The sequence below is a fragment of the Paenibacillus farraposensis genome, assembly GCF_020736845.1.
GTDB lineage: Bacteria > Bacillota > Bacilli > Paenibacillales > Paenibacillaceae > Paenibacillus > Paenibacillus farraposensis.
This window is the reverse complement of the sequence record NZ_JAFFQR010000043.1, coordinates 243,832-264,173: the sequence shown is the minus strand read 5'-3', so window position 1 is coordinate 264,173 and position 20,342 is coordinate 243,832. Positions and strand designations below refer to the sequence as shown.

General features: G+C 44.8%; 17 protein-coding genes. 3 read left to right on the top strand and 14 right to left on the bottom strand.

The genetic code is table 11. The features are described from left to right. The 3 genes from JO375_RS08590 to uvrB all read right to left on the bottom strand — a co-directional run. The coding region (locus JO375_RS08590; protein ID WP_322098714.1) for a hypothetical protein at positions 1 to 1,119 on the bottom strand (1,119 nt) is incomplete at its 3' end. Between the two features lie 406 nt (positions 1,120 to 1,525). Further along, the gene (gene uvrA, locus JO375_RS08585) at positions 1,526 to 4,387 is read right to left on the bottom strand and encodes an excinuclease ABC subunit UvrA (protein WP_229524070.1); all 2,862 of its coding nucleotides are present in this window, start codon (positions 4,385 to 4,387) and stop codon (positions 1,526 to 1,528) included. A 166-nt stretch (positions 4,388 to 4,553) separates the two neighbouring features. Then, a complete protein-coding gene (gene uvrB, locus JO375_RS08580; protein ID WP_229524069.1) occupies positions 4,554 to 6,545 on the bottom strand; it encodes an excinuclease ABC subunit UvrB in 1,992 nt (663 codons plus the stop codon). 208 nt (positions 6,546 to 6,753) lie between these two features. Between uvrB and JO375_RS08575 the strand changes: the two genes are divergently transcribed. Then, on the top strand, positions 6,754 to 7,584 hold the full coding sequence (locus JO375_RS08575) for a flagellar motor protein (RefSeq protein ID WP_229524068.1): 831 nt from the start codon (positions 6,754 to 6,756) through the stop codon (positions 7,582 to 7,584). Beyond that, positions 7,568 to 8,380: a flagellar motor protein MotB gene (locus JO375_RS08570; protein WP_229524067.1), complete on the top strand. Its 813-nt coding sequence runs from the start codon at positions 7,568 to 7,570 to the stop codon at positions 8,378 to 8,380. Before JO375_RS08575 ends, JO375_RS08570 begins: the two co-directional genes overlap by 17 nt. A 238-nt stretch (positions 8,381 to 8,618) precedes the next feature. Here JO375_RS08570 and JO375_RS08565 read toward each other — a convergent pair whose 3' ends face one another. Together JO375_RS08565 and JO375_RS08560 are read right to left on the bottom strand one after the other, a co-directional pair. Beyond that, on the bottom strand, positions 8,619 to 8,843 hold the full coding sequence (locus tag JO375_RS08565; protein ID WP_229524066.1) for an aspartyl-phosphate phosphatase Spo0E family protein: 225 nt from the start codon (positions 8,841 to 8,843) through the stop codon (positions 8,619 to 8,621). Positions 8,844 to 9,085: 242 nt separating this feature from the next. Further along, positions 9,086 to 10,504 carry a DNA-binding protein gene (locus tag JO375_RS08560; RefSeq protein ID WP_229524065.1) on the bottom strand — a complete coding sequence of 473 codons (1,419 nt, stop codon included), beginning with the start codon at positions 10,502 to 10,504 and terminating at the stop codon, positions 9,086 to 9,088. A 255-nt stretch (positions 10,505 to 10,759) separates the two neighbouring features. Here JO375_RS08560 and JO375_RS08555 point away from each other — a divergent pair, with 255 nt between their 5' ends. Further along, entirely contained in the window at positions 10,760 to 11,143 is a 384-nt protein-coding gene (locus JO375_RS08555; protein ID WP_229524078.1) for a helix-turn-helix domain-containing protein, read from the top strand. An 83-nt stretch (positions 11,144 to 11,226) separates the two neighbouring features. On the opposite strand, the gene JO375_RS08550 is transcribed toward JO375_RS08555, so the two are convergent. The 9 genes from JO375_RS08550 to JO375_RS08510 form a co-directional block, all read right to left on the bottom strand. Continuing rightward, positions 11,227 to 12,624, bottom strand: a complete 1,398-nt coding sequence (locus JO375_RS08550) for a helix-turn-helix domain-containing protein (RefSeq protein ID WP_229524064.1) — start codon at positions 12,622 to 12,624, stop codon at positions 11,227 to 11,229. A gap of 406 nt (positions 12,625 to 13,030) precedes the next feature. Further along, positions 13,031 to 13,300, bottom strand: a complete 270-nt coding sequence (locus JO375_RS08545; protein WP_229524063.1) for a hypothetical protein — start codon at positions 13,298 to 13,300, stop codon at positions 13,031 to 13,033. A gap of 65 nt (positions 13,301 to 13,365) precedes the next feature. Further along, entirely contained in the window at positions 13,366 to 13,629 is a 264-nt protein-coding gene (locus tag JO375_RS08540; RefSeq protein WP_229524062.1) for a hypothetical protein, read from the bottom strand. 110 nt (positions 13,630 to 13,739) lie between these two features. Next, positions 13,740 to 14,075, bottom strand: coding sequence for a hypothetical protein (locus JO375_RS08535; protein WP_229524061.1), 336 nt, complete (start codon positions 14,073 to 14,075; stop codon positions 13,740 to 13,742). A gap of 427 nt (positions 14,076 to 14,502) precedes the next feature. After that, positions 14,503 to 14,886, bottom strand: coding sequence for a hypothetical protein (locus JO375_RS08530; RefSeq protein ID WP_229524060.1), 384 nt, complete (start codon positions 14,884 to 14,886; stop codon positions 14,503 to 14,505). A gap of 265 nt (positions 14,887 to 15,151) precedes the next feature. Further along, positions 15,152 to 15,709 (bottom strand): class I SAM-dependent methyltransferase, encoded by a 558-nt coding sequence (locus JO375_RS08525; protein ID WP_229524059.1) that lies wholly within the window; start codon positions 15,707 to 15,709, stop codon positions 15,152 to 15,154. Between the two features lie 173 nt (positions 15,710 to 15,882). Continuing rightward, positions 15,883 to 17,202, bottom strand: a complete 1,320-nt coding sequence (locus JO375_RS08520; protein ID WP_229524058.1) for a PDZ domain-containing protein — start codon at positions 17,200 to 17,202, stop codon at positions 15,883 to 15,885. A gap of 167 nt (positions 17,203 to 17,369) precedes the next feature. Further along, entirely contained in the window at positions 17,370 to 18,836 is a 1,467-nt protein-coding gene (locus tag JO375_RS08515) for a S41 family peptidase (protein ID WP_229524057.1), read from the bottom strand. A 206-nt stretch (positions 18,837 to 19,042) separates the two neighbouring features. Continuing rightward, positions 19,043 to 20,323: a murein hydrolase activator EnvC family protein gene (locus JO375_RS08510; protein WP_229524056.1), complete on the bottom strand. Its 1,281-nt coding sequence runs from the start codon at positions 20,321 to 20,323 to the stop codon at positions 19,043 to 19,045. Positions 20,324 to 20,342 lie beyond the last annotated feature (19 nt).

Sequence of the window (20,342 nt, the reverse complement as noted above, 5' to 3'; positions counted from 1 at the left end):
ATATACCATGCCTGTATCATATCGGATGCCAAAGGAATTGTCTTCCTTATAATGAGTCGTGGTTTCCCACGCCTTCATCCCGTTTTCTCTTAAGCCTGTGATGGTGATCCCATGCATCTTGGTGGATTTTCCCAGTGGATCATATCGATCGATGAACTGTACGTATAACTGCTCTTCAGGCAGGTACACCCGCTCAGCTGGATAGTCCTCTGTATGCCCAAATAATTGCAAACCATTGCTTAAAACCTGTGTACGCTTGCTGTTTCCTTTAAGTCCTGTTACGGCAATATGACCGCCAGACAGCTTACGTACGGCTGCAATGTCTTTGCCTGCCCCCAAATCCAAATGTACATTGCGGATATCACGACCATATACATCTGCTTCCACCCCTACCGGGCCATCTGATCTGTTCATTAGTGCATAATATCCATTATGGCTACCGACCAGCCACCCTGAGCTCACTCCGGACGTTGTTCGGTTCCACTGTATAACGCCATCTTCCGTATATTTAAGCACAGTGAAAGTCTGCTCCACACGGTTCAGAGAGGAGACCAGAAAGCCTCCGTCTGCAAGCGGTTCCAAACCGAGCCGAGATTGCTGTCCATGGGATATCAGACCCTCTGTTTGTAACGTTTTAGACCATACGACATTCCCATCGCTATCCAGTCGTGAAGCCCGCAAATCCTGTGTCCCGTTCGGTTGAGTATAGTCGATCAAAAATAGCAAGCCACCATCTGACGTTTCACGCTGCACTCCCCTGCTGCCCGTTCCCGGTTGCACGTTCAAATCCTGCTGGTGCTTCCATACGTTCTGCAGAGAGCTGTCCAGTTTACCATATGTAACATGGGCTACACTTGCCTCTGTGTCGTCATCGACATTCAGAACTAAAAATCCGCCTTTTGCCGTGGGCTGGATGTAATCGTAAGCGTTTTCCGTATCCTTGACGCTTCCAATCGCTGCACTGGTTTCAATCTCGGCTTGCTTGGGTACAAGCGCCGCAGACACCTCTGATGCATAGGACGGTGAAGCACTATATCCCATCACACATGCCACCAAAGCAATTCCTGCTGCCCATGAATATACACGTGTACGTAGAAATCGGTTTTGTATCATCTTCAAAACGTTCCAGCTCCCTTCATGACTCTACCTCAGAGATGTTCATAAACCTTGGATGTAATTAGACTACAGACGGTTTCGTTGCCATTTGGAACGGTTGTCACGTGGGCACGGAACTTCAGATGATGCTATACACTCATGAGTTATATATTTACCTCTTCAATCCCGAGCCTAACATTTGAAACTCCATAAGCAGACTACTCAGAGACTTTTCAGCGCTGAATACACGTATATTCTTATTATTTCAGTGCTTGGCAAAGTAGTTGTCACATGCTTTAACGCAAGAATAGAATAAAAGTTTCCTTTTCTTCAAAAATAATAAAGCCCTGCCAGGCAAAAGGAATAAATACACTAATTGTATTTCACCTTTCTGATGTGCAGGGCTTCCAAAACGAATGCCAAATGCTATCTATAGATCAACGGTCTGAAGCGCTTGACTGCGCTGAGTATCCCGTTCAAGGATCGGTTTTAAATATCGGCCGGTATACGACTCTTCAACTTTCACGAGCTGTTCCGGTGTTCCGGTAGCCAAAATCGTTCCACCGCCGCTTCCGCCTTCCGGGCCCAAATCAATCAAATAATCGGCTGTTTTGATCACATCCAGATTATGTTCAATAACCAGCACCGTTTCTCCTGAATCAACCAAACGATGCAAAACCATCAACAATCGGTCAATATCGTGAACATGCAGACCGGTAGTCGGCTCGTCCAAAATATAGATCGTTTTGCCTGTGCTGCGACGATACAACTCAGAAGCCAGCTTTACACGCTGAGCTTCCCCTCCTGAAAGGGTAGTCGCAGGCTGACCCAGCTTGACATACCCCAATCCTACGTCCATCAACGTCTGAATCTTGCGATGAATCTTCGGAATATTTTCGAAGAACTCTGTCGCATCCTCGACCGTCATCTCCAGCACATCGGCAATACTTTTACCTTTGTATTTAACCTCAAGGGTTTCCCGATTATAACGCTTGCCCTTGCACACTTCACAAGGAACGTACACATCCGGCAGAAAGTGCATTTCGATCTTGATGATGCCGTCGCCTTTACAAGCTTCGCAGCGGCCGCCCTTAATGTTAAAGCTAAAGCGGCCTTTTTGATAGCCCCGGACCTTGGCCTCATTGGTTTTTGAAAACAGATCGCGAATATCATCAAATACCCCGGTATAGGTCGCAGGATTGGAACGTGGCGTGCGGCCGATCGGAGACTGGTCAATATCAACGACCTTATCGACATGTTCAAGCCCGCGAATCTCCTTATGTTGACCTGGACGCACCCTCGCCCGGTTCAGATCACGTGCCAGCGTCTTTTTAAGGATTTCGTTTACCAGCGTGGACTTGCCAGAACCTGATACGCCAGTAACAGCTGTGAAAACACCTATCGGGAACTTAACATTCAAATTTTTGAGATTGTTTTCCTTCGCACCGCGAACCTCCAGCCATTTGTCCGTAGGCTTGCGCCGTTCAGTGTTGACCGGAATAAACTTGCGTCCGCTCAAATACTGCCCGGTCAAGGAGTTCGGGTCCTCCATGACTTCCTTCGGGGTCCCCTGGGACATGATCGTCCCACCATGAATTCCTGCGCCTGGCCCAATATCAATGATATAGTCCGCCGCCATCATCGTATCTTCATCATGTTCCACCACAATCAGCGTATTTCCGAGATTCCGCATATGCTCCAGCGCACTGATCAGGCGGTCATTATCCCGCTGGTGCAAGCCGATGCTTGGCTCGTCCAAAATATACAGCACACCCATTAGACTTGACCCGATCTGTGTCGCTAGCCGAATGCGCTGTGCCTCACCACCGGACAACGTTCCTGCCGAGCGGCTTAATGTCAAATAATCCAGGCCGACATTAACCAGGAAGCCTAAACGGCTGTTAATTTCTTTTAAAATGAGATTGGCAATCGAGCGTTCCTTCTCGCTCAGCTCCAGCGTTTGGAAAAAGCGGGCCGCTTCAGTGATGGACAAATCCGTTACATGGGCGATATTTTGTCCCTGTATAGTCACCGCGAGAGTTTCTTTCTTCAGGCGATGTCCCTTACAGGTGTTACATGGCTTGGCACTCATGAACCCTTCAATAAATTCACGGATGCCATCCGAAGCTGTATCCCGATACCGACGCTCCAGATTCGGAATGATTCCCTCGAAGGTCACATAGGCTTCCTTACGTTGACCAAAATCATTTTCGTAACGGAAACGAATCTTCTCGTCAGCCGTCCCGTATAAAATGATGTTCATTTGCTCTGCGGTCAATTGGCTGACAGGAACATTCTGCGGAATATCGTAATGCTCGCATACCGACTGTAAAAATTGCGGATAATAAGTGGAAGTTCCACCGCTCCATGCCTGAAATGCTCCTTCTTCCACACTTTTTTCAGGATCAGGAATAAGCAAATCAGGGTCCACTACCATTTTGGCTCCTAGTCCGTCACAATCAGGACAAGCGCCGAACGGATTGTTAAAAGAGAACATTCGGGGGGACAGCTCATCTATGCTGAAGCCGCAAATCGGGCACGCAAAATTAGAGCTGAAGCGCAGCTCTTCTTGCCCTATAATGTCTACAAGCAGTTGACCACCTGACAGTTTCAAGGCCGTCTCAATGGAGTCGGATAAACGCGCACGCACATCCTCCTTGACCACGATCCGGTCTACGACCACTTCAATCGAATGCTTCTTGTTCTTCTCCAATTCAATCTTTTCTGACAGCTCACGCAACTCTCCATTGACACGTACCCGCACAAAGCCTTGCTTCGCTATATCCGCGAACAGTGTTTTATGCTCGCCTTTGCGTCCCGAAACCAACGGAGCCAAAATTTGCAGCCGTGTCTTTTCGGGATACTGCATGATGCGATCTACCATCTGCTCAACTGTCTGTGAGGTGATCTCAATGCCATGTTCAGGGCAATGAGGGTGACCTATACGGGCAAACAATAACCGCAGGTAATCATAAATTTCTGTAACCGTGCCGACGGTAGAGCGCGGATTCCGGTTGGTGGTTTTCTGATCAATAGATATCGCAGGTGACAGACCTTCAATGGAGTCGACGTCTGGCTTCTCCATCTGCCCGAGGAACTGACGCGCATACGCCGATAAAGATTCCACATACCGCCGCTGTCCTTCCGCATAAATCGTATCGAAAGCCAGAGACGATTTACCCGAACCGCTAAGTCCGGTCAGAACGACAAACTTGTCACGTGGAATAGTCACGTCAATATTTTTAAGATTATGTGCCCGTGCGCCTTTGATGATGATGCTTTCATTCGCCAAATGTTCCATCTCCTTAGCTTAGTTCATGTCGTGCTATGTTCCATTGGGGTATGGTCAAGTGATCTATCGCAAAGAGAACGACCACATGGGCCGCCCTCATTATTGTTAAAGCCATTCAAGTATTACATTTTCAAGGTACTTTCGATTCTAGCTTATTCTCTCCTGTTTAATCTGCCCGCAGTTCCAGCAAAGCGTCACGCAACTCGGCGGCTCGTTCGAACTGCAGATTTTTGGCGGCGTCCTTCATTTCTGCTTCCAGACGCTGGATAAGCGACTGACGCTCCTTTTTGGAAAGTTTACCCGCCTCATGAGGCAGGTAATCATTCTTAGCTTCCGCCACCTTGGTTGCTTCAATGACATCCCGAATCTTTTTGCGAATCGTTTGAGGGGTAATTCCATGCTCTTCATTATACTTCATTTGAATCGCACGCCGGCGTTCGGTTTCTTTTATCGCCTTATCCATAGATTCGGTAATCTTGTCACCGTACATAATAACAAGACCATCACTATTCCGTGCTGCCCGTCCAATCGTCTGGATCAAAGAGCGTTCGGAACGCAGGAAGCCTTCTTTGTCCGCATCCAAAATTGCAACCAGAGATACTTCCGGTAAATCCAGACCTTCCCGCAGCAGGTTGATCCCGATCAGCACATCAAAGGTACCCAGACGCAGATCCCGCAAAATAGCCATCCGCTCCAGGGTCTTGATCTCAGAGTGCATATATCGGACCTTGATACCTACTTCTTTTAAATAGTCCGTCAAATCCTCAGCCATTTTCTTCGTGAGCGTGGTAACCAGTACCCGTTCTTCACGCTCGATGCGAAGCCGTATCTCATTAATGAGATCATCAATCTGTCCCTTGCTCGGCCGCACCTCAATAACCGGATCAAGGAGACCGGTAGGACGAATAATCTGCTGCACCATCGTATCGCATTTTTCCAGCTCGTAGGGACCTGGAGTTGCCGATACGTAAATAATCTGGTTGACCTTATCCTCGAACTCTTCAAATTTCAACGGGCGGTTATCCAGCGCAGAAGGCAGGCGGAAGCCGTGCTCCACCAGCACATTTTTACGTGCCTGGTCACCATTGTACATGGCCCGGATCTGTGGCAGCGTAACATGAGATTCGTCAATGACGACCAGCATATCATCCGGGAAATAGTCCATCAGCGTATATGGCGTTGCCCCCCGCTCGCGGAATGTCAGCGGACCAGAGTAGTTCTCGATCCCGGAGCAAAAACCGACCTCTTTCATCATCTCGATATCATAGCGAGTACGTTGTTCCAAACGCTGTGCTTCCAGCAGCTTTCCTTGCTCCTTCAGCTTCGCTAGTCGCTCTTCAAGCTCACGCTCAATGTTGACTAGCGCCACCCTCATCGTATCCTCATGGGTAACGAAGTGAGATGCCGGGAAAATAGCCACATGCTCACGTTCACCGATCAATTCACCCGTGAGCACATCAATCTCGGTAATCCGTTCGATCTCATCTCCAAACAGTTCTACCCGTATAGCATGCTCCCCTTGGGAAGCCGGGAAAATCTCAATCACGTCCCCCCGTACACGGAAAGTACCCCGCACGAAATTGATATCGTTCCGCTGATATTGAATATCGACCAAGCGGGACAAAATCTGATTGCGGGGTTTCTCCATACCGACTCTAAGCGAGAGCAGCAGGCTTCCATATTCTTTCGGCGAACCCAGACCATAAATGCAGGAAACACTCGCCACGATAATTACATCACGCCGCTCAAACAAAGAACTTGTGGCAGAGTGGCGAAGCTTATCAATCTCCTCATTGATGCTGGAATCCTTCTCAATATACGTATCAGAAGACGGAATGTACGCTTCCGGCTGGTAGTAGTCATAGTAGCTGACAAAATAATCGACAGAGTTATTGGGGAAAAACTCCTTGAACTCACTCGCCAGTTGGGCAGCCAAAGTCTTGTTATGCGCAATAATCAATGTAGGCCGATTCAGCTTGGCAATCGTTTGGGCGATGGTAAACGTCTTACCCGTTCCCGTAGCACCCAATAGCGTCTGATGCTTCTTTCCTCCTGCAATCCCTTCGACCAGTTCAAAAATGGCCTGAGGTTGGTCGCCTTGAGGTTGGAATTCCGACTGAATATCAAAAGTCTTGTTGCTAACAACGATATCACTCATTGCCCTGCATCACCCTTATCGTCTAAAATGAAAACATCATGCTTCTACACCAGTCGACCTGGAACGTCTTTGCCTGTTACTCTATGTCAATATTTCCCGAGCAATGATACTTGGGAAATTTGGTTATATAAGAATGTTTGTTCCCGTATTATACCTCTTTCTTACCGTGGATGCAAACGATAAGTCTTGAATAGGAGTGAATTGTATTTTGGATATCACCATCGTATTGGGCATCATCGCAGGAATCATCGCATTAATCGGCGGTTTCGTATGGGAGGGCGGAGAATTTTCAGGACTGCTTCAGGGTACACCGGCTCTGATTGTATTTGGTGGAACCTTCGCCGCCGTCGTTATTAGCTATCCCGCCTCCAAGCTGAAGACCATACCTACTGCTCTTCGGATGGCGTTTAGCCGTGAGGACAACTCTACCGAGCAATATATAGAAGATTTGGTTTCCATGGCTGCCACCTCCCGCCGATCCGGCGTACTCGCGCTAGAGCGTATTTCCTCGGAGCATCCAAACGCCTTTTTGCGTGAAGGTCTCCAACTGGTCATCGACGGCACCGAGCAGGAGCAGATCAAACAGATATTAGAGCTTGAGTTAGATACGATTGAACAAAAGCATGAAGGATATGCCAAAATATTTGAATCCGCAGGTGGCTATGCTCCTACCATGGGGATTATTGGTACTGTAATGGGTTTGATTCATGTGCTGGGCAACCTGACCGAACCTACTGCGCTTGGACCGTCCATTGCTGTCGCTTTTATCGCAACACTATACGGCGTTGCCAGCGCCAATCTGATCTTCTTGCCTATCGCTTCTAAAATAAGAGCATGCAGTGAACGAGAAATCATCATCCTCGACATGCTGCTGCAAGGCATTATGGCTATTCAGAATGGAGAGAACCCGAAGCTGGTACGCAAAAAGCTGGAGTTCTTTATCCGCTCAGAACAGAATCAGGATCGCAAACCGCTGCGGCGCACACGCGTAGAAATCACCGCTCCAAAGGAGGACTCATTCCATGAGAGCGCGCAATAAGCGCCGTGGGCGTCAAGAAGGCGGAGGCCATCATGACCGCTGGATGATTACCTATGCAGATCTAATCACCCTGCTGCTCATTTTTTTCGTCGTAATGTACGCCATGAGCAGCCCGGATGCCAGAAAATATGAGGTCGTCGTTCATTCCCTCCAGGATACGTTCCGCAAGGGTGATTCTATTTTGGAGCAAGGCTCGGGTATCACGGGGACTGCGGATCACTATACGAGCAAGAATCCACCCGCGGCCAAACAGCAGACATCTGCTAAAAAAGATGCAGGCTCAACCAAGCTGACCACACGTGAGCAGGCATTCCGCAAGCAGGAAAAAGAGCTGCAAAATCTCATGGGTGTCATTCAAAAGTATATTTCGGAAAACAAATTGGAAAACCAGATTTTCGTAGCAGATCAACCGCGCGGTATTGTCATTACGCTGAATGACCGCTTTTTATTCGATCAAGGCAGGGCTGCACTCAAGCAGGGCTCTGCCAGTACGCTATCCAAGCTGGCCAGCTTGTTCAGGGATTTGAAAACACCGATCAGCATCGAGGGACATACGGACAACATCCCGTTCACCCGTACCACGAACTCATCCATCTATAAGGATAACTGGGAGTTGTCCGGTGCGCGAGCGTTATCCGTGCTCCGATTCTTTCTGGACAAGGAACATCTATCGCCCGCCGGATTTCAGTATGCAGGTTATGCAGAGACCCGACCGGTAGGCGACAATAGCACCGAGGCTGGACGACAAAAAAACCGCCGTGTCGAAATCACTGTACTGCGTCAGCTTCAACAGTAAATACCAAAAACCTCCCAAGCCACGTTATTACGTGAACCGGGAGGTTTGTTTAGATACATCTTATCATGTTGCATGGCTTCCGCTCTGATGTAGAACGCAAAACAATAAACCGTACGAACAACGTGTAAAAGAGCGGCGTACAAGATACATCTAGAGATTTTTTGGGTTTACTCTATTTTCTCACTATGTATAGAAGCCAAGGTGAAGTTAAATAAATCTTGTCATGCTGCTCGTAAAATCAATAGGATAAGACAAGCTCATGTTGCTCCTCTTGTATTTGTGAACTTTTGGATATGCTAGGTTTAAAATAGCTACATTTCCAAGTGCCGTACTTATTAAGGAGCCAATCCAACTCCATGGACTTCATTAACACTCTTCGATCCTTTAATCCCACCTCGTTCGCCAAATCATTTAATTCCTGTCGCTTTTCTTCGATGCAGTCCTCCAATTCTTGCAATTTCACTCAATAAACCTCCTATTCAGTGTGGTATTTACATTTATTTTACAAGCTGATACCTTTCCGACAGGTTAAAAATATAGTACATCCCATTTCATCCCTTTAACGGGATAAATGAAAAATGCCGATCCATTGGATCGGCTTAGAGAGTACATAGATAAACAAGCATCAAACCTTTTAATAACGCCTAACAACCAACACCATGTGCAAATAAGGTTATCTCGTTCACTAGATGACTAAGGCTACTACTAAGTCCTATAAACAGCATGAAGAACATTGCTTTTCTGTGCATTGCTTAGTACCTCCTCCATAATATACTGATACTCTGCTTTCTGAATTGTGGTAGCCGCATGTCTGTACTTTTCAAATAAAGCAGTACCTTGCACAAAATTTGGCTTATCATTTATTTTCAAATAGGTCCTTAAGCTCTTCAGTACATAGTTAATTCCTGCTGTATTATTAGAATAGTTAAAATGATATATAGCAATCTGATGAAATAAATTAGCACATATATCTAGACTTGAAGATTGTGGATAGTAACTATCATATAATGCCGAAACTTCATCAACACCCTCTATTTCTTGAGAAAACTCAATAAGCGTATCATTTATTGAGAATCCATATTTATTAGCTGATTCTAATATAGTCAACAAACCAGGTATTATTTCTGGGGGGTTTTTTTTCAAAAATTCTTCATAAGGATGTAGGCTATTAACATCACCCATAAGCATTTGGAGATTAAGTTTGTTAGCCTCAGCCCAAACTTTAAACCTTTGCACCTCTTCTTGACCAACTTCATCCAAGTCATCAAACCAGCTTAAATCTTCATAGTAACGAATATATTCCATAGCCTCTTCAAACAATCCTTGCTTTTCCAAAGCAGCACTTTTGATTAGATAGCCCTGTCCATAATAAACTACCAAATGTCGATCTGTGTTAAGTGGTTTCTTATCTGATTTATTTTTACCTTTATAAACTTTTAATGAGAGGATAGTAGAAGTAACACCTCTTAATTCATCAGCGTATCTCTCAGCTTCTTTCCATTGATGAAGGTAATAATATATATTAGCTATCTTTAATAAACCATCTAATTGATAATCTACCGACAAACGATTCCTAAAGGGTATAAACCTCAAAACTGCCTCCAGGTTCGTTTCTAAATTTTCACTTACTGAAATTGAAAAAATCTTATAATGACTGATTGCCAATCTCTCAGAATGCTGATACTTCTCATTTTCAATGACACATTCATAGAAAGGAATTGCCTCTCTTAACTTCCCTTCTTCATAAAGCTCTTCTGCCAAAGAAAAGATTGTAGGAATGTGGTTAAGATCCTCCATTAATCGAGACAGTACTTTCTCCACACACCGCAAGTTTCCCACTTCAACACAACGTATAAGAAACGGCTTAACTCTTTTCCAATGAGGTCTTCCATCATAAAAACATTCATCAACGTATAGGTCATACAACCAGTCCTCTGGATAATTAAGCGCTTTAGTAATTAAGTCCATTTGTCTCACAGAGATGGGTTTAGGCGGATTGCCGTTAAGCATAGCACTAAATATACCCCGATTAAGCCCCGTGGCTTGTCCAAAACTATTAAACGTATAGCCACCAAGTTTTAATTCTTTCTCAATTTCCGAACGAATTGTGGTTGCTTTTTCCAATAAAGACACCTCCCGGCGTATTCAGATGATTTTAAAAATCACCCTCCTCGACAACCGATTACAATATACTAGAAATTATATGAATAAAATGGATGATGGTCAACCCCTTTTCTACACTGTTTTAATATATTATGGAATTTAATGTTTATTTAACAGTCCCTACAAGGACTTAATAATGAATTATTTAGGCAATTTAATTACCTCCACGCCTGATCTACCTTTGTCTACACTCATAGTATAGGAGTGTGGATGTCGATGGAAACAACGAAACTCATAGGAACAAAAATCCGCCAATTTCGAAAATTGCGTGATATTACACAAGAACAGCTTGCAGAAGCATCCGATTCAACAGGTTCATATATCGGGAAGTTAGAGCGTGGCGAGGTCAATGTGCAGATCAAAACATTAGAGAAAATAGCCGAGGCACTGAACACAAATGTGTTTGCATTTTTTGACTTTAATCCATATGAAGAATTCAAAAGTCAGCCCTGGATATGGGGATGTATTCATATCCTCTCCCAGCAGAGTGAAGCGGAGCAAAATAAAGCTTATCGCATATTAAAGGAACTGTTTGCCTCTTCTGAGAACGAGCTTTCAGAGAATAACACCGATACCCATGATGCACATGGGGAGTTTTAATTTTCGTTTGATTAATATGCATGTAAAATTAAAAGAGCTGTGTGATCTTCTACTCTAGGTAGAGGAACATAGCTCTTTTTGCTCTAAGAAGTCATTTGCCTGATGTTATTTTCCACTGTTTTTATCACTTTTTCATATTCTAACCGTTGTTCTTCGGTTGAATGATCCTTATATTTCTCAAACAATAGAGTGATTGACTTGATATAGTAAGTCTTATCATTTAACTGTGAGGATGCTTTTAAACTAATCAGCATACTATCTATTGCCTCAGTATAGCTCCCTTTATTAAAATAGTATCGACTAAGTTCAAGAAAAAAACGAGAATAGTTCAACATATTAAAATCCAAAGGATAATAAGAAATGTCTCCACTTAGTTTTCTAAATCCATTAATCTGGTCAGAAAACAAAATTAATATATCTTCTATTGAAAAATTGAATGCATTAGCCGATTTCACAATAGTTAACAGACCATGTAAAATTTCTGACGGATTATTTTTAATTAGTTCAACATAAAAGGGAATACTAGCTTGATCTCCCATTAAAATTTTTATATGCAAAAGGTTAGCTTTTGCCCACATTTGAAATTTCAGCGCTTCCAACCTTCCTATCTTATCATTAGGTACCAGATAGGTTAAATTATAATAATAAGGAATTGTTTCTAAAGCCTCTTTATATAAACCTTGTCTCTCCAAAGCACTTCCTTGCAATAGGTATGATTGACCTAAGTAAACGATTAGATGTCTCTCTGTATCAAGCTCCTTGATTTTGTTATTATTAACTTTTTTACTAGCATACTGCTTATAAACATTTGTAGCTAATATTTTCAATTCTTCAGTATAGGTCATAACCTTTTCAAACTTCTGAAGTTGTAAATAAGTATTTGCCAGCATTAATAGTGCGTCTAATTGATAATTTACAGGTAAATTCCTGCGGAACGGAGCAAACTTTATAGCTGCTTGATGATTATTATCAAAATCAGTATTTAGAGAATGACAAAACAAACGATACTGGCTGATTGCAAGCCGTTCTGAGTGATAATATCTTTCGTTCTCTATCACACACTCATAAAAAGGTACAGCTTCCTCTATCTTGCCTCCTTTATGTAGCTCTTCTGCAAGTTCAAATATCGTCGACACATAGGACAAGTCCTCCGTTAGCCTCCACAATACCTTTTGAATACAATCCTTCCTCCCTAACTCCATACAACGCAATAAAAAAGGCTTGATCCGTTTCCAGTGCCCTTTTCCCTCGTAAAAGCACTCATCTATGTACAACTCATACAGCCAGCCCTCGGGATATCCCAATGCCTTGGTAATAAGGTCCATCTGCCGAACAGAGATCGGCTTGGGCGGGTTACTGTTAAGCATGGCACTGAATGTGCCACGGTTAATACCGGAGATTTTACTAAAACTGCTGAAGCTATAGCCTCTTTGTTTCAATTCTGTCTCTATCTTCGAGCGGATCGTAGGTGTATGTTCCATTTCAATCCCCCTCAATAAGTTTTAGACATATCATAAGTGATACTTTATATGAGAACTCCATACTATAAAAAATTCATTCCAATACAAAATCACGTAAATAGTGAAATATATGGTCTATATTCTCACTTTAATTTATGATGCCTTAGATAGAAGTCTTTTTTAACGAATCCCGTGATAATTGAAAAGTTGAATGAAGTACATAACGTTTAAACCCTTCATCCAATATAAATTGAACCTGTGGATCGGATATAGTTAGTTGGACAGATAAAATGAGGGCAAGTTGAATGAAAGCAATAACGAAGGAGCGAAAAACTGGAGATAAAAAAAGAACCGGCAGAGGAGGCTTCCCTGAAAAAAATAAAAACGCTCTTGGGGAAATTGAACTTCCCCAAGAACGCGAATGAAGCTAATTACTTTTTCTTCTGAGATACTTGGATGCTGCTGCTGCAACAATCACAAATACCACTATGGCAAAATAATGATATGAATCAGGGCTGCCAGCATTGTTAAAAGCTTTGACAATCGCATACAATGCCACCAATCCAATGAGACCGACAACGAACTGAATACTTCTTCGTACTGGTTGCTTTGAACGCTTAAATATAAACAGAACAGCAACAAAGCCCAAAAGAGCATATAACATCAGAAAAGCAGTGACAAAAAAAATGGGGTTCATATTCACCTTCCCCTTCTTTTACATTATATACAATATTATAGTAAAAGTAGGTATTTAGCCAAATTTTAGTTCGAATTAACTGTATAATAAATAGCTGGCAGCCAATGCAGATTGAGCGTAGTACCGCGTGAACCGTTATAGTTGTCTAAACTTGAAGCGACTAAATCAGTTCCCAAAGAAACCAAAGCAGCTGCGGCACTGGCAGCCCAAGGTATAGGATTAGGACCCATAATACCACCTATTGAAGCAGCAAGACCTGAGACAGTCAAATATCCTTTAGATTGTTGTTTCAACGAAAAGGACAGTTGTTTGGTTTCGCTTTGTGACATCGTTATTGCTACTCCCCACCAATACGAGTTCGAGGAAGCATTAGGTGTGATTACGTTTGGCGTTTGAATCGGTGCTTGTCCAGACGGAACGATCGTTTGGTTCTCAACGTCTAATTTAGTTTGTCCACTTTTGAGAGATTCGTTGATGATCTGAACACCACTAGCAATATATTCATAAGCTTCATTAGAGACACATCCTTGCCAGCTTCGTCAATGTAGAGTAGACCATCCGCACCCGGTTTAATATATTTTTCCAAGCCTTGGGCAGCTTCCAGATTCTTTTGCAATGTTGCCGTATCGAGATGTTGTAAAGTTACTATAGGAGATTGGCTTTGTTCTTGAAAAGAGTAATTTACATTTGAACTTGCAAAAATTGCACTCGGCGTGACAACAGCCCCTAACAAACTAAAAGATAAAGCGGTTGCAACCAGTTTATTCTTCTTCATAGATAATTCCTCCGATTCAAGATATTTTTTCAGACTAGTGAAAATGAGCCAATTGTTTTAAATCATACTCACGGTTATTTATTTTACCTATCCCCCTTCCCACTAGCTCTAAAGAAATTATAGTTCTTGATGTGTTACAAAAACGATTGCAATAAACATATCATTTCTTTTTTTACAAAATAATCAATAAAAAAGACCAATCCCGTAAGATTGGCCTAATCTGACTGCATATGATTTTGGAAACTCTCAATATTTCATTAATACGAAGTATGATAAAAAAAGAATGGTTGCGTTAAACACGGAGCCTTCTAAACCATTCCTTATGGAATCTACTCAAAAATTAACCCTTCGTCCAGCCGCCACCGACAGCGATCACGACCCCGTGTATGAAACGGGAATCCTTAGACGCAAAGTTTTTCAATCTTCCCTACCGTACTTTGTCCTTTTGAATTAGCTCATAATAGATGCGTGCAGGCTCTGATTCCCCAGTGGATAAAATGTATTCAGCCAATGGGGCACACAGCTTTTGGAGGTAGAAGGAATATAGCAGCTCGGCCGTGTCAAAATGAATGTTTAACACCTGCTTCATCAGTCCTTCAAATTTGGAGTAATCCAATTCCTCCGGGGTAATGTCAAACGGGTACTCAGGAAATGTTTTTCTCTGAATCTCAACAAATTGTTCACCAAGTTTCAGATGATTGCCTGATCGGGCAGCCGAGAAATTCATCATAAAAAAAGATATAAAATCTGTCTCACGGTCACTTAACCCGTAATACTCACACCAGCGCATGAACATCAGCGGTTTTACCATACTTAAATCCCCTTTAACAAAAACTATTATGAATCACACAAAATCCAACAGACCCCATCATATGTAATATATAGGTTAAATCTCATTTTAAATTATGATTCCTTAAACGAATCTTGCTTTTAAACATATCCCCTTATTTCATATCCCTCTCCTTGGGGATACACAACAAAAAAAAGACCTGCTTAACATCTTCATGATGCTAACCAGGTATTCCCAAAAAATCCTCATATTCATATTTATTCTTATTCTCTTCATAGCTGACAGATCACAGGCTGCATGTGAATACATAGGCGGGCGGGACGTTGCAGTTTACCTTTTTAATCTGGATATCGCCAAAAAAGGTGCGGAAAAAATGATGTTTGAGCTTGCTGTACTGGAACGTAATAAATTTGCCTTCCTGCCCCAAAACCTCGGCTGTTTGTCCCAAAATAAGACTGGATAATGCGGCTGGCAAGCTGGTAAAAGGGAGTCCTGACACAATATAATCCACCTTGGAGACCCCATATTGCTGCATATACTGTGCTACATGTTCGGCTGATCCGTGAATAACGTGTACCCGCTCCAGGTGTCCGTACTTGCTTTGTAATGTTTTGTAAAACGATGCATTGGCTTCAATCACCAGAAGTCGTGTTTCCGGTCGCTTGTGTAAAATCAGCTCTTTCGTAAACACACCGGTACCTGCGCCATACTCAATAATACACGCTGCTTTGTCGAAGGAAATTGGTGTGGTAATTTGCTTGGCCAGCTGTCTTGAACTGGGGATGACAGCGCCTACGCTGCGCGGATGCCTAATATACTCTCGAATAAAGTGAATTGCATTCATCTTGTCCTCTCCCTGCTTTGCACTTGATAGCATATGGTTCGTGAATGTATGATATTTCTTATTCATTGTATACCGATGAGAATAGTCATTTCAAGCAGGCTACCGTTTGAATACAAATAGAGAGCAGCACCTTATTCGACTCCAATCCAATAAAGACTACTCTCTCAAAACATCTATTTTTCTATCGTATCCAGGCTTGCGCTTTTTTCTGCCTTCGAAGCCTGTCTGGCTTGGTGTCGCCGAGCACCGATGTGCATGGCAACAATCCGGTAGATCGAGGCTGCCTGTATGGACACGGCCCAGCTTGCATCTTCATCCGGTGCAAGCACAATGCCCAGTTGGTGATGATCGCCATCGTACATGCCGCGCTGTACAAACTTGATTTCGCCTTGAAGATTGCGTACCTCCAGCTTGCAAAAAGCTGAATTGATTCGCAGGGCCTGGTGCAGCTCGGCACGGCTATTCACAAGCACGCCGTTCACCCTGTAAATGACCTCGCCCGGCAGGATGCCCATCGCCTTCGCCGGACTTCCTTCCAGTACAGCAAGAACACGCATTCCCTGCTCCGGATGGACGAACATCGGGCTGAGACGGCTTTCCTCGATGGTGCCATACCAGATCAGCGCCTCATGGGCGAGGAAGGAAAATAACGCTGCTAATAGCATCAGCGGACTCCACCATGCAGCCAGCAGGCTTAGCAAAAGCAAAGCCACGCTGTACAGGAGCAGGCGGTTTGACGTAAGCACCGCCTTGTGTCGTGGCAGCTGGCCCAGCGTCACGCTGCTAAAGCCCATCAGGACTGGCAAGGCAGCCAGCATGTATCCGGCCCCGGCATCGCCGCCGAATAAAGGTGTCCAGGGCAGCATAAAGCCTCCCTGAACGGGAACCAACAGCAGCAGCGGAATCGGCCAGAGGTCTTCCATCCGGTAGCCTCCAACCAACCTCCCCCGTTTGCCCTCAACAAACAGCGGAGCGGCAGCCTTTCCCCCTTGCCAGCGAACCAGCAGCGCCTCAGCCACGTGCAGCGCAGCGACGAGCACCAGTAATGCCGGGATATCCAATCCACGGATGGCTGCAATCGATGTGCCGAGCGCTCCGTCAGGCTGCCAGTCATTCGCCACATTCAGGGCGAATTGAGCGACACCCAGCAGGCCTACCGAGTAGGCCAGGCACAGGTAACGGACGCGTATAAGCATAAGCAGCAGTGTGGTCACCCACAGGCACACGATGGAAGCCGGGCTCAGATGCACGCTGACGAACATTCCCAAAGCGGATAGCACCAGGCCGGCGATCAAACCGCTCCATACGACACGCCAGGTTTGTCCTGCCCAGCTATGTATTCTGGTATGGAACAGCCTGCGCTCCAGCAGCATTTGCCGACGATAGCCAAGCGCGACAATGAGTATCGAGATATAGTAAAACGGCTGTAAAAGCAGATACAAGCAAGCATTCAGAACGCTCCATCCCCATTGTAATGCCCATTCCAAGTTCATTCACACTCCTTATGCCCCTGGCCCGCTGTATAGCGGATCACGTACATTTCATATCCATTTATTTTATATGAAATTACCAACGTAGGGAAGACAATCCGACAGACTGCAAATAAATCCCAACAACAAAGGAGGCTGCTTCCAGCCCCCTTGTTGTAGCCTCACTATTATTATTTCGCTGTGCTCGTCTTCATTTCCTTCCGAATCTCTTCAATCCCCTTCTTGAGTTGATTATCGTTTTTCGGATCACGAATTTTTGCAACCAGCTTGGTTTCCATCGCCGCCGCGGTCTTCGCATCGATGATGCCGCTAGCCTTCAGCTTCGCCTGTTTTTGGAAAGCAATCACAGCGTTTTCTGTCGCTTTGTCGAAATAGCCGTCTTCACGGCCCGGTTTGTAGCCCAAGCCTTGCAGAATCACTTGTGCATTTTTTACATCACTACTGTTCATGTTGTATTTCAAGGACTTCTCTTTGCTCAGCGGTGCTGCTGTGAAGTATTCAGGCTGCTCCACTGCGATATCCGGCTTAATCCCTTTTTTATGAATCCACGTTCCATTCGGCGTTAGCCATTTGGCAATCGTGATTTTGAGCAGGCTGCCGTCGCCCATCTGCTTGTCATAGCTGGTTTGCACCGTTCCTTTACCGAAGGAGTTTTCCCCGATCAGTACTGCACCAGCGGATTGCTGCAGAGCACCTGCCAGAATTTCGGACGCGCTTGCGCTTCCTTTATTCATCAGGAGCGTCACCGGATAATTTTTGCTTGAACCTTTGGATTTCTCTTCTTCACGCTTCTGGTTCTTGTCTTCTACTTGTACAATCGTTTTGCCAGAAGGTACAAATTGCTGTGCAATATTAATGACGACTGATAGCACGCCGCCGGGGTTATTACGCACGTCAATGACGAGTCCTTTAAGCCCTTGCTTTTCCAGCTTCGCCAGCTCTTCTTTGAAGCGATCTGCTGTATTCAGGGAGAACTGGGTGATCGTAATCACACCCACGCCGCCGCTTTCCATATGGGCTGTGACGGTCTCCATATCAATGTTGTCACGGGTAATCGTGTATTCGAGCGCATCAGGAGAGCCGCTGCGCTGGATTTTCACCTTAGCCTGACTGCCTTTAGGTCCACGGATTTTGGAAACGGCCTTGTTCAAATCCATTCCATCCAGTGTTTCACCGTTAACAGACAAAATAATATCTTTAGAGCGAAGCCCCGCCTTCTCGGCCGGAGAACCTTTAATCGGTGTTACGACGACAACTTTCCCGTTTTCCGATGCTACCTCGGCACCAATCCCGGTGAAAGAACCTTCAATGGACTGTTCAAACTGCTGTGCCGTTTCTTTGCCCATATAAGAAGAATACGGGTCGCCTAGCGACTCCATCATACCGTTGATGGCTCCATCCACCAGCTTGGTACGATCCACGTCTTGATAATATTGTCCCTGGATCAGGTCCATGGCTGTCTCAATCTTACGGATATCACTTCTGGAGGCGGAACTACTGCCAGTCACACTTGCCAGCAGTCCCTCGCCCAGAGCGCTATTCCCCACTGTCGCCGTTCCAGTATAAGCAAAAGTGAGCAGACTGCCGCCAAGCAGCCCGATCACCATCAAGAGTACCGCTGTACTTTTTTTCAACATCTAATCGTCCACCGCCTTCTCTTTATCTTGTACCCTTTTCCGTCACATCGATTATCCATTCACGAAGTATACGTTTAGCTTGTACGGAATATGTTAATTGTATCCTACTCTGTGTCTCAATGCACATGTTCTTCATCAGATATAGACCATTATAGCAAAACCCTATCTACAACCGCATTGGTTATAAATAGGGCTTGCCTGATCTATTATAAATAGTTCATCGGATTTACAGGTTTGTTATTTTCGCGCACCTCAAAATGACAGTGGGGTCCTGTGGAATTGCCTGTTGAACCCACCTCTGCAATTTTTTGACCGCGTTTTACCGTCTGCCCTGTATGAACCACTGTACCGCCATTGCGAATATGGCCGTATAGGGTCCATAACCCGTCTCCGTGGTCGATTACAACCGTGTTGCCATAGCCGCTCCACCATTCAGCAACGATAACCACACCGTCTTCGGCTGCGTGAATATCGGTTCCCTGCGGAGCCGCCATATCAATGCCGGTGTGGCCTTTAAGCTTGCCGGTAATCGGATGTACACGCATGCCAAAAGTGGACGAGAGCCGGTAATGAGCTACAGGCGAAGCCAATGTGCCTGTTCCGCCCGTATACGTGCTGGCTGCCGCATGACTGGAGTTCGGGCTACCGCCCGATGACGAAGCATATCTTCTGGCTTCAGTCGCACGTGCAGCCGCTCTGGCGCGTGCTGCTTTGGCAGCCTGTTCCGCTCTAAGCTTGTTCTTCTCCTGAATCAAACCTGCACGTTTGCCCGCGAGGGCTATTAGCATATCATTTTGCTCTTCACTGATTTCATCCGACTCCGCAATATCGTGATCATAGCCAGCGATCAGTCTTTGCTTCTCTTTTTCCTTCGCACTCAGTTCTGCCTTGGCATCCTGCTTGAGCGCATACAGCCTCTTGGCATTTTTGTATTCTGTGTCAAGCTGTTTCTTCTTGCTTACGACCAGAGCCTTGTCCCTTTTATGCTCGTCAAGCAGAATTTGATCCTGTTCGACGATCGTTTTCAGTGAATCGATCCGGCTCAAAAAGTCACTAAAGCTGGTCGAAGACATAAGCACGTCCATATACGAGACGGTTCCATCCGTATACATCAGACGCACGCGCGTTTCCAGCATTTTTTCCCGTGACTTGATGCGATCAATCGCCTCGGCTAACTCTTTTTTCGTCGCACGCAGATTATCTTCGGTTTGATCGATCTGAACGGCTACACGAGTCAGTTGATCACTGACACTGTTAATCTGATCAAGTACAACTTTCAAGTTTTGCACCGTTTTATTTTTGTAATGCTGGGCATATTGTTTATCTTGAGCAGCCTTTTCCCGTTGTTGCTTAGCAAATTGGGTCTGCTTTTTCAATTGGTTCAGTTGTGAATTGATTTCGCTCATGCTTTTGGCATATCCGTCAGAAGGCTGAATCAGCAGTGCAGCTACCAAGGTAGCGGCCAGCAAAGATCCTGTTTTCTTCAACTTGCAATCCCCATCCTTT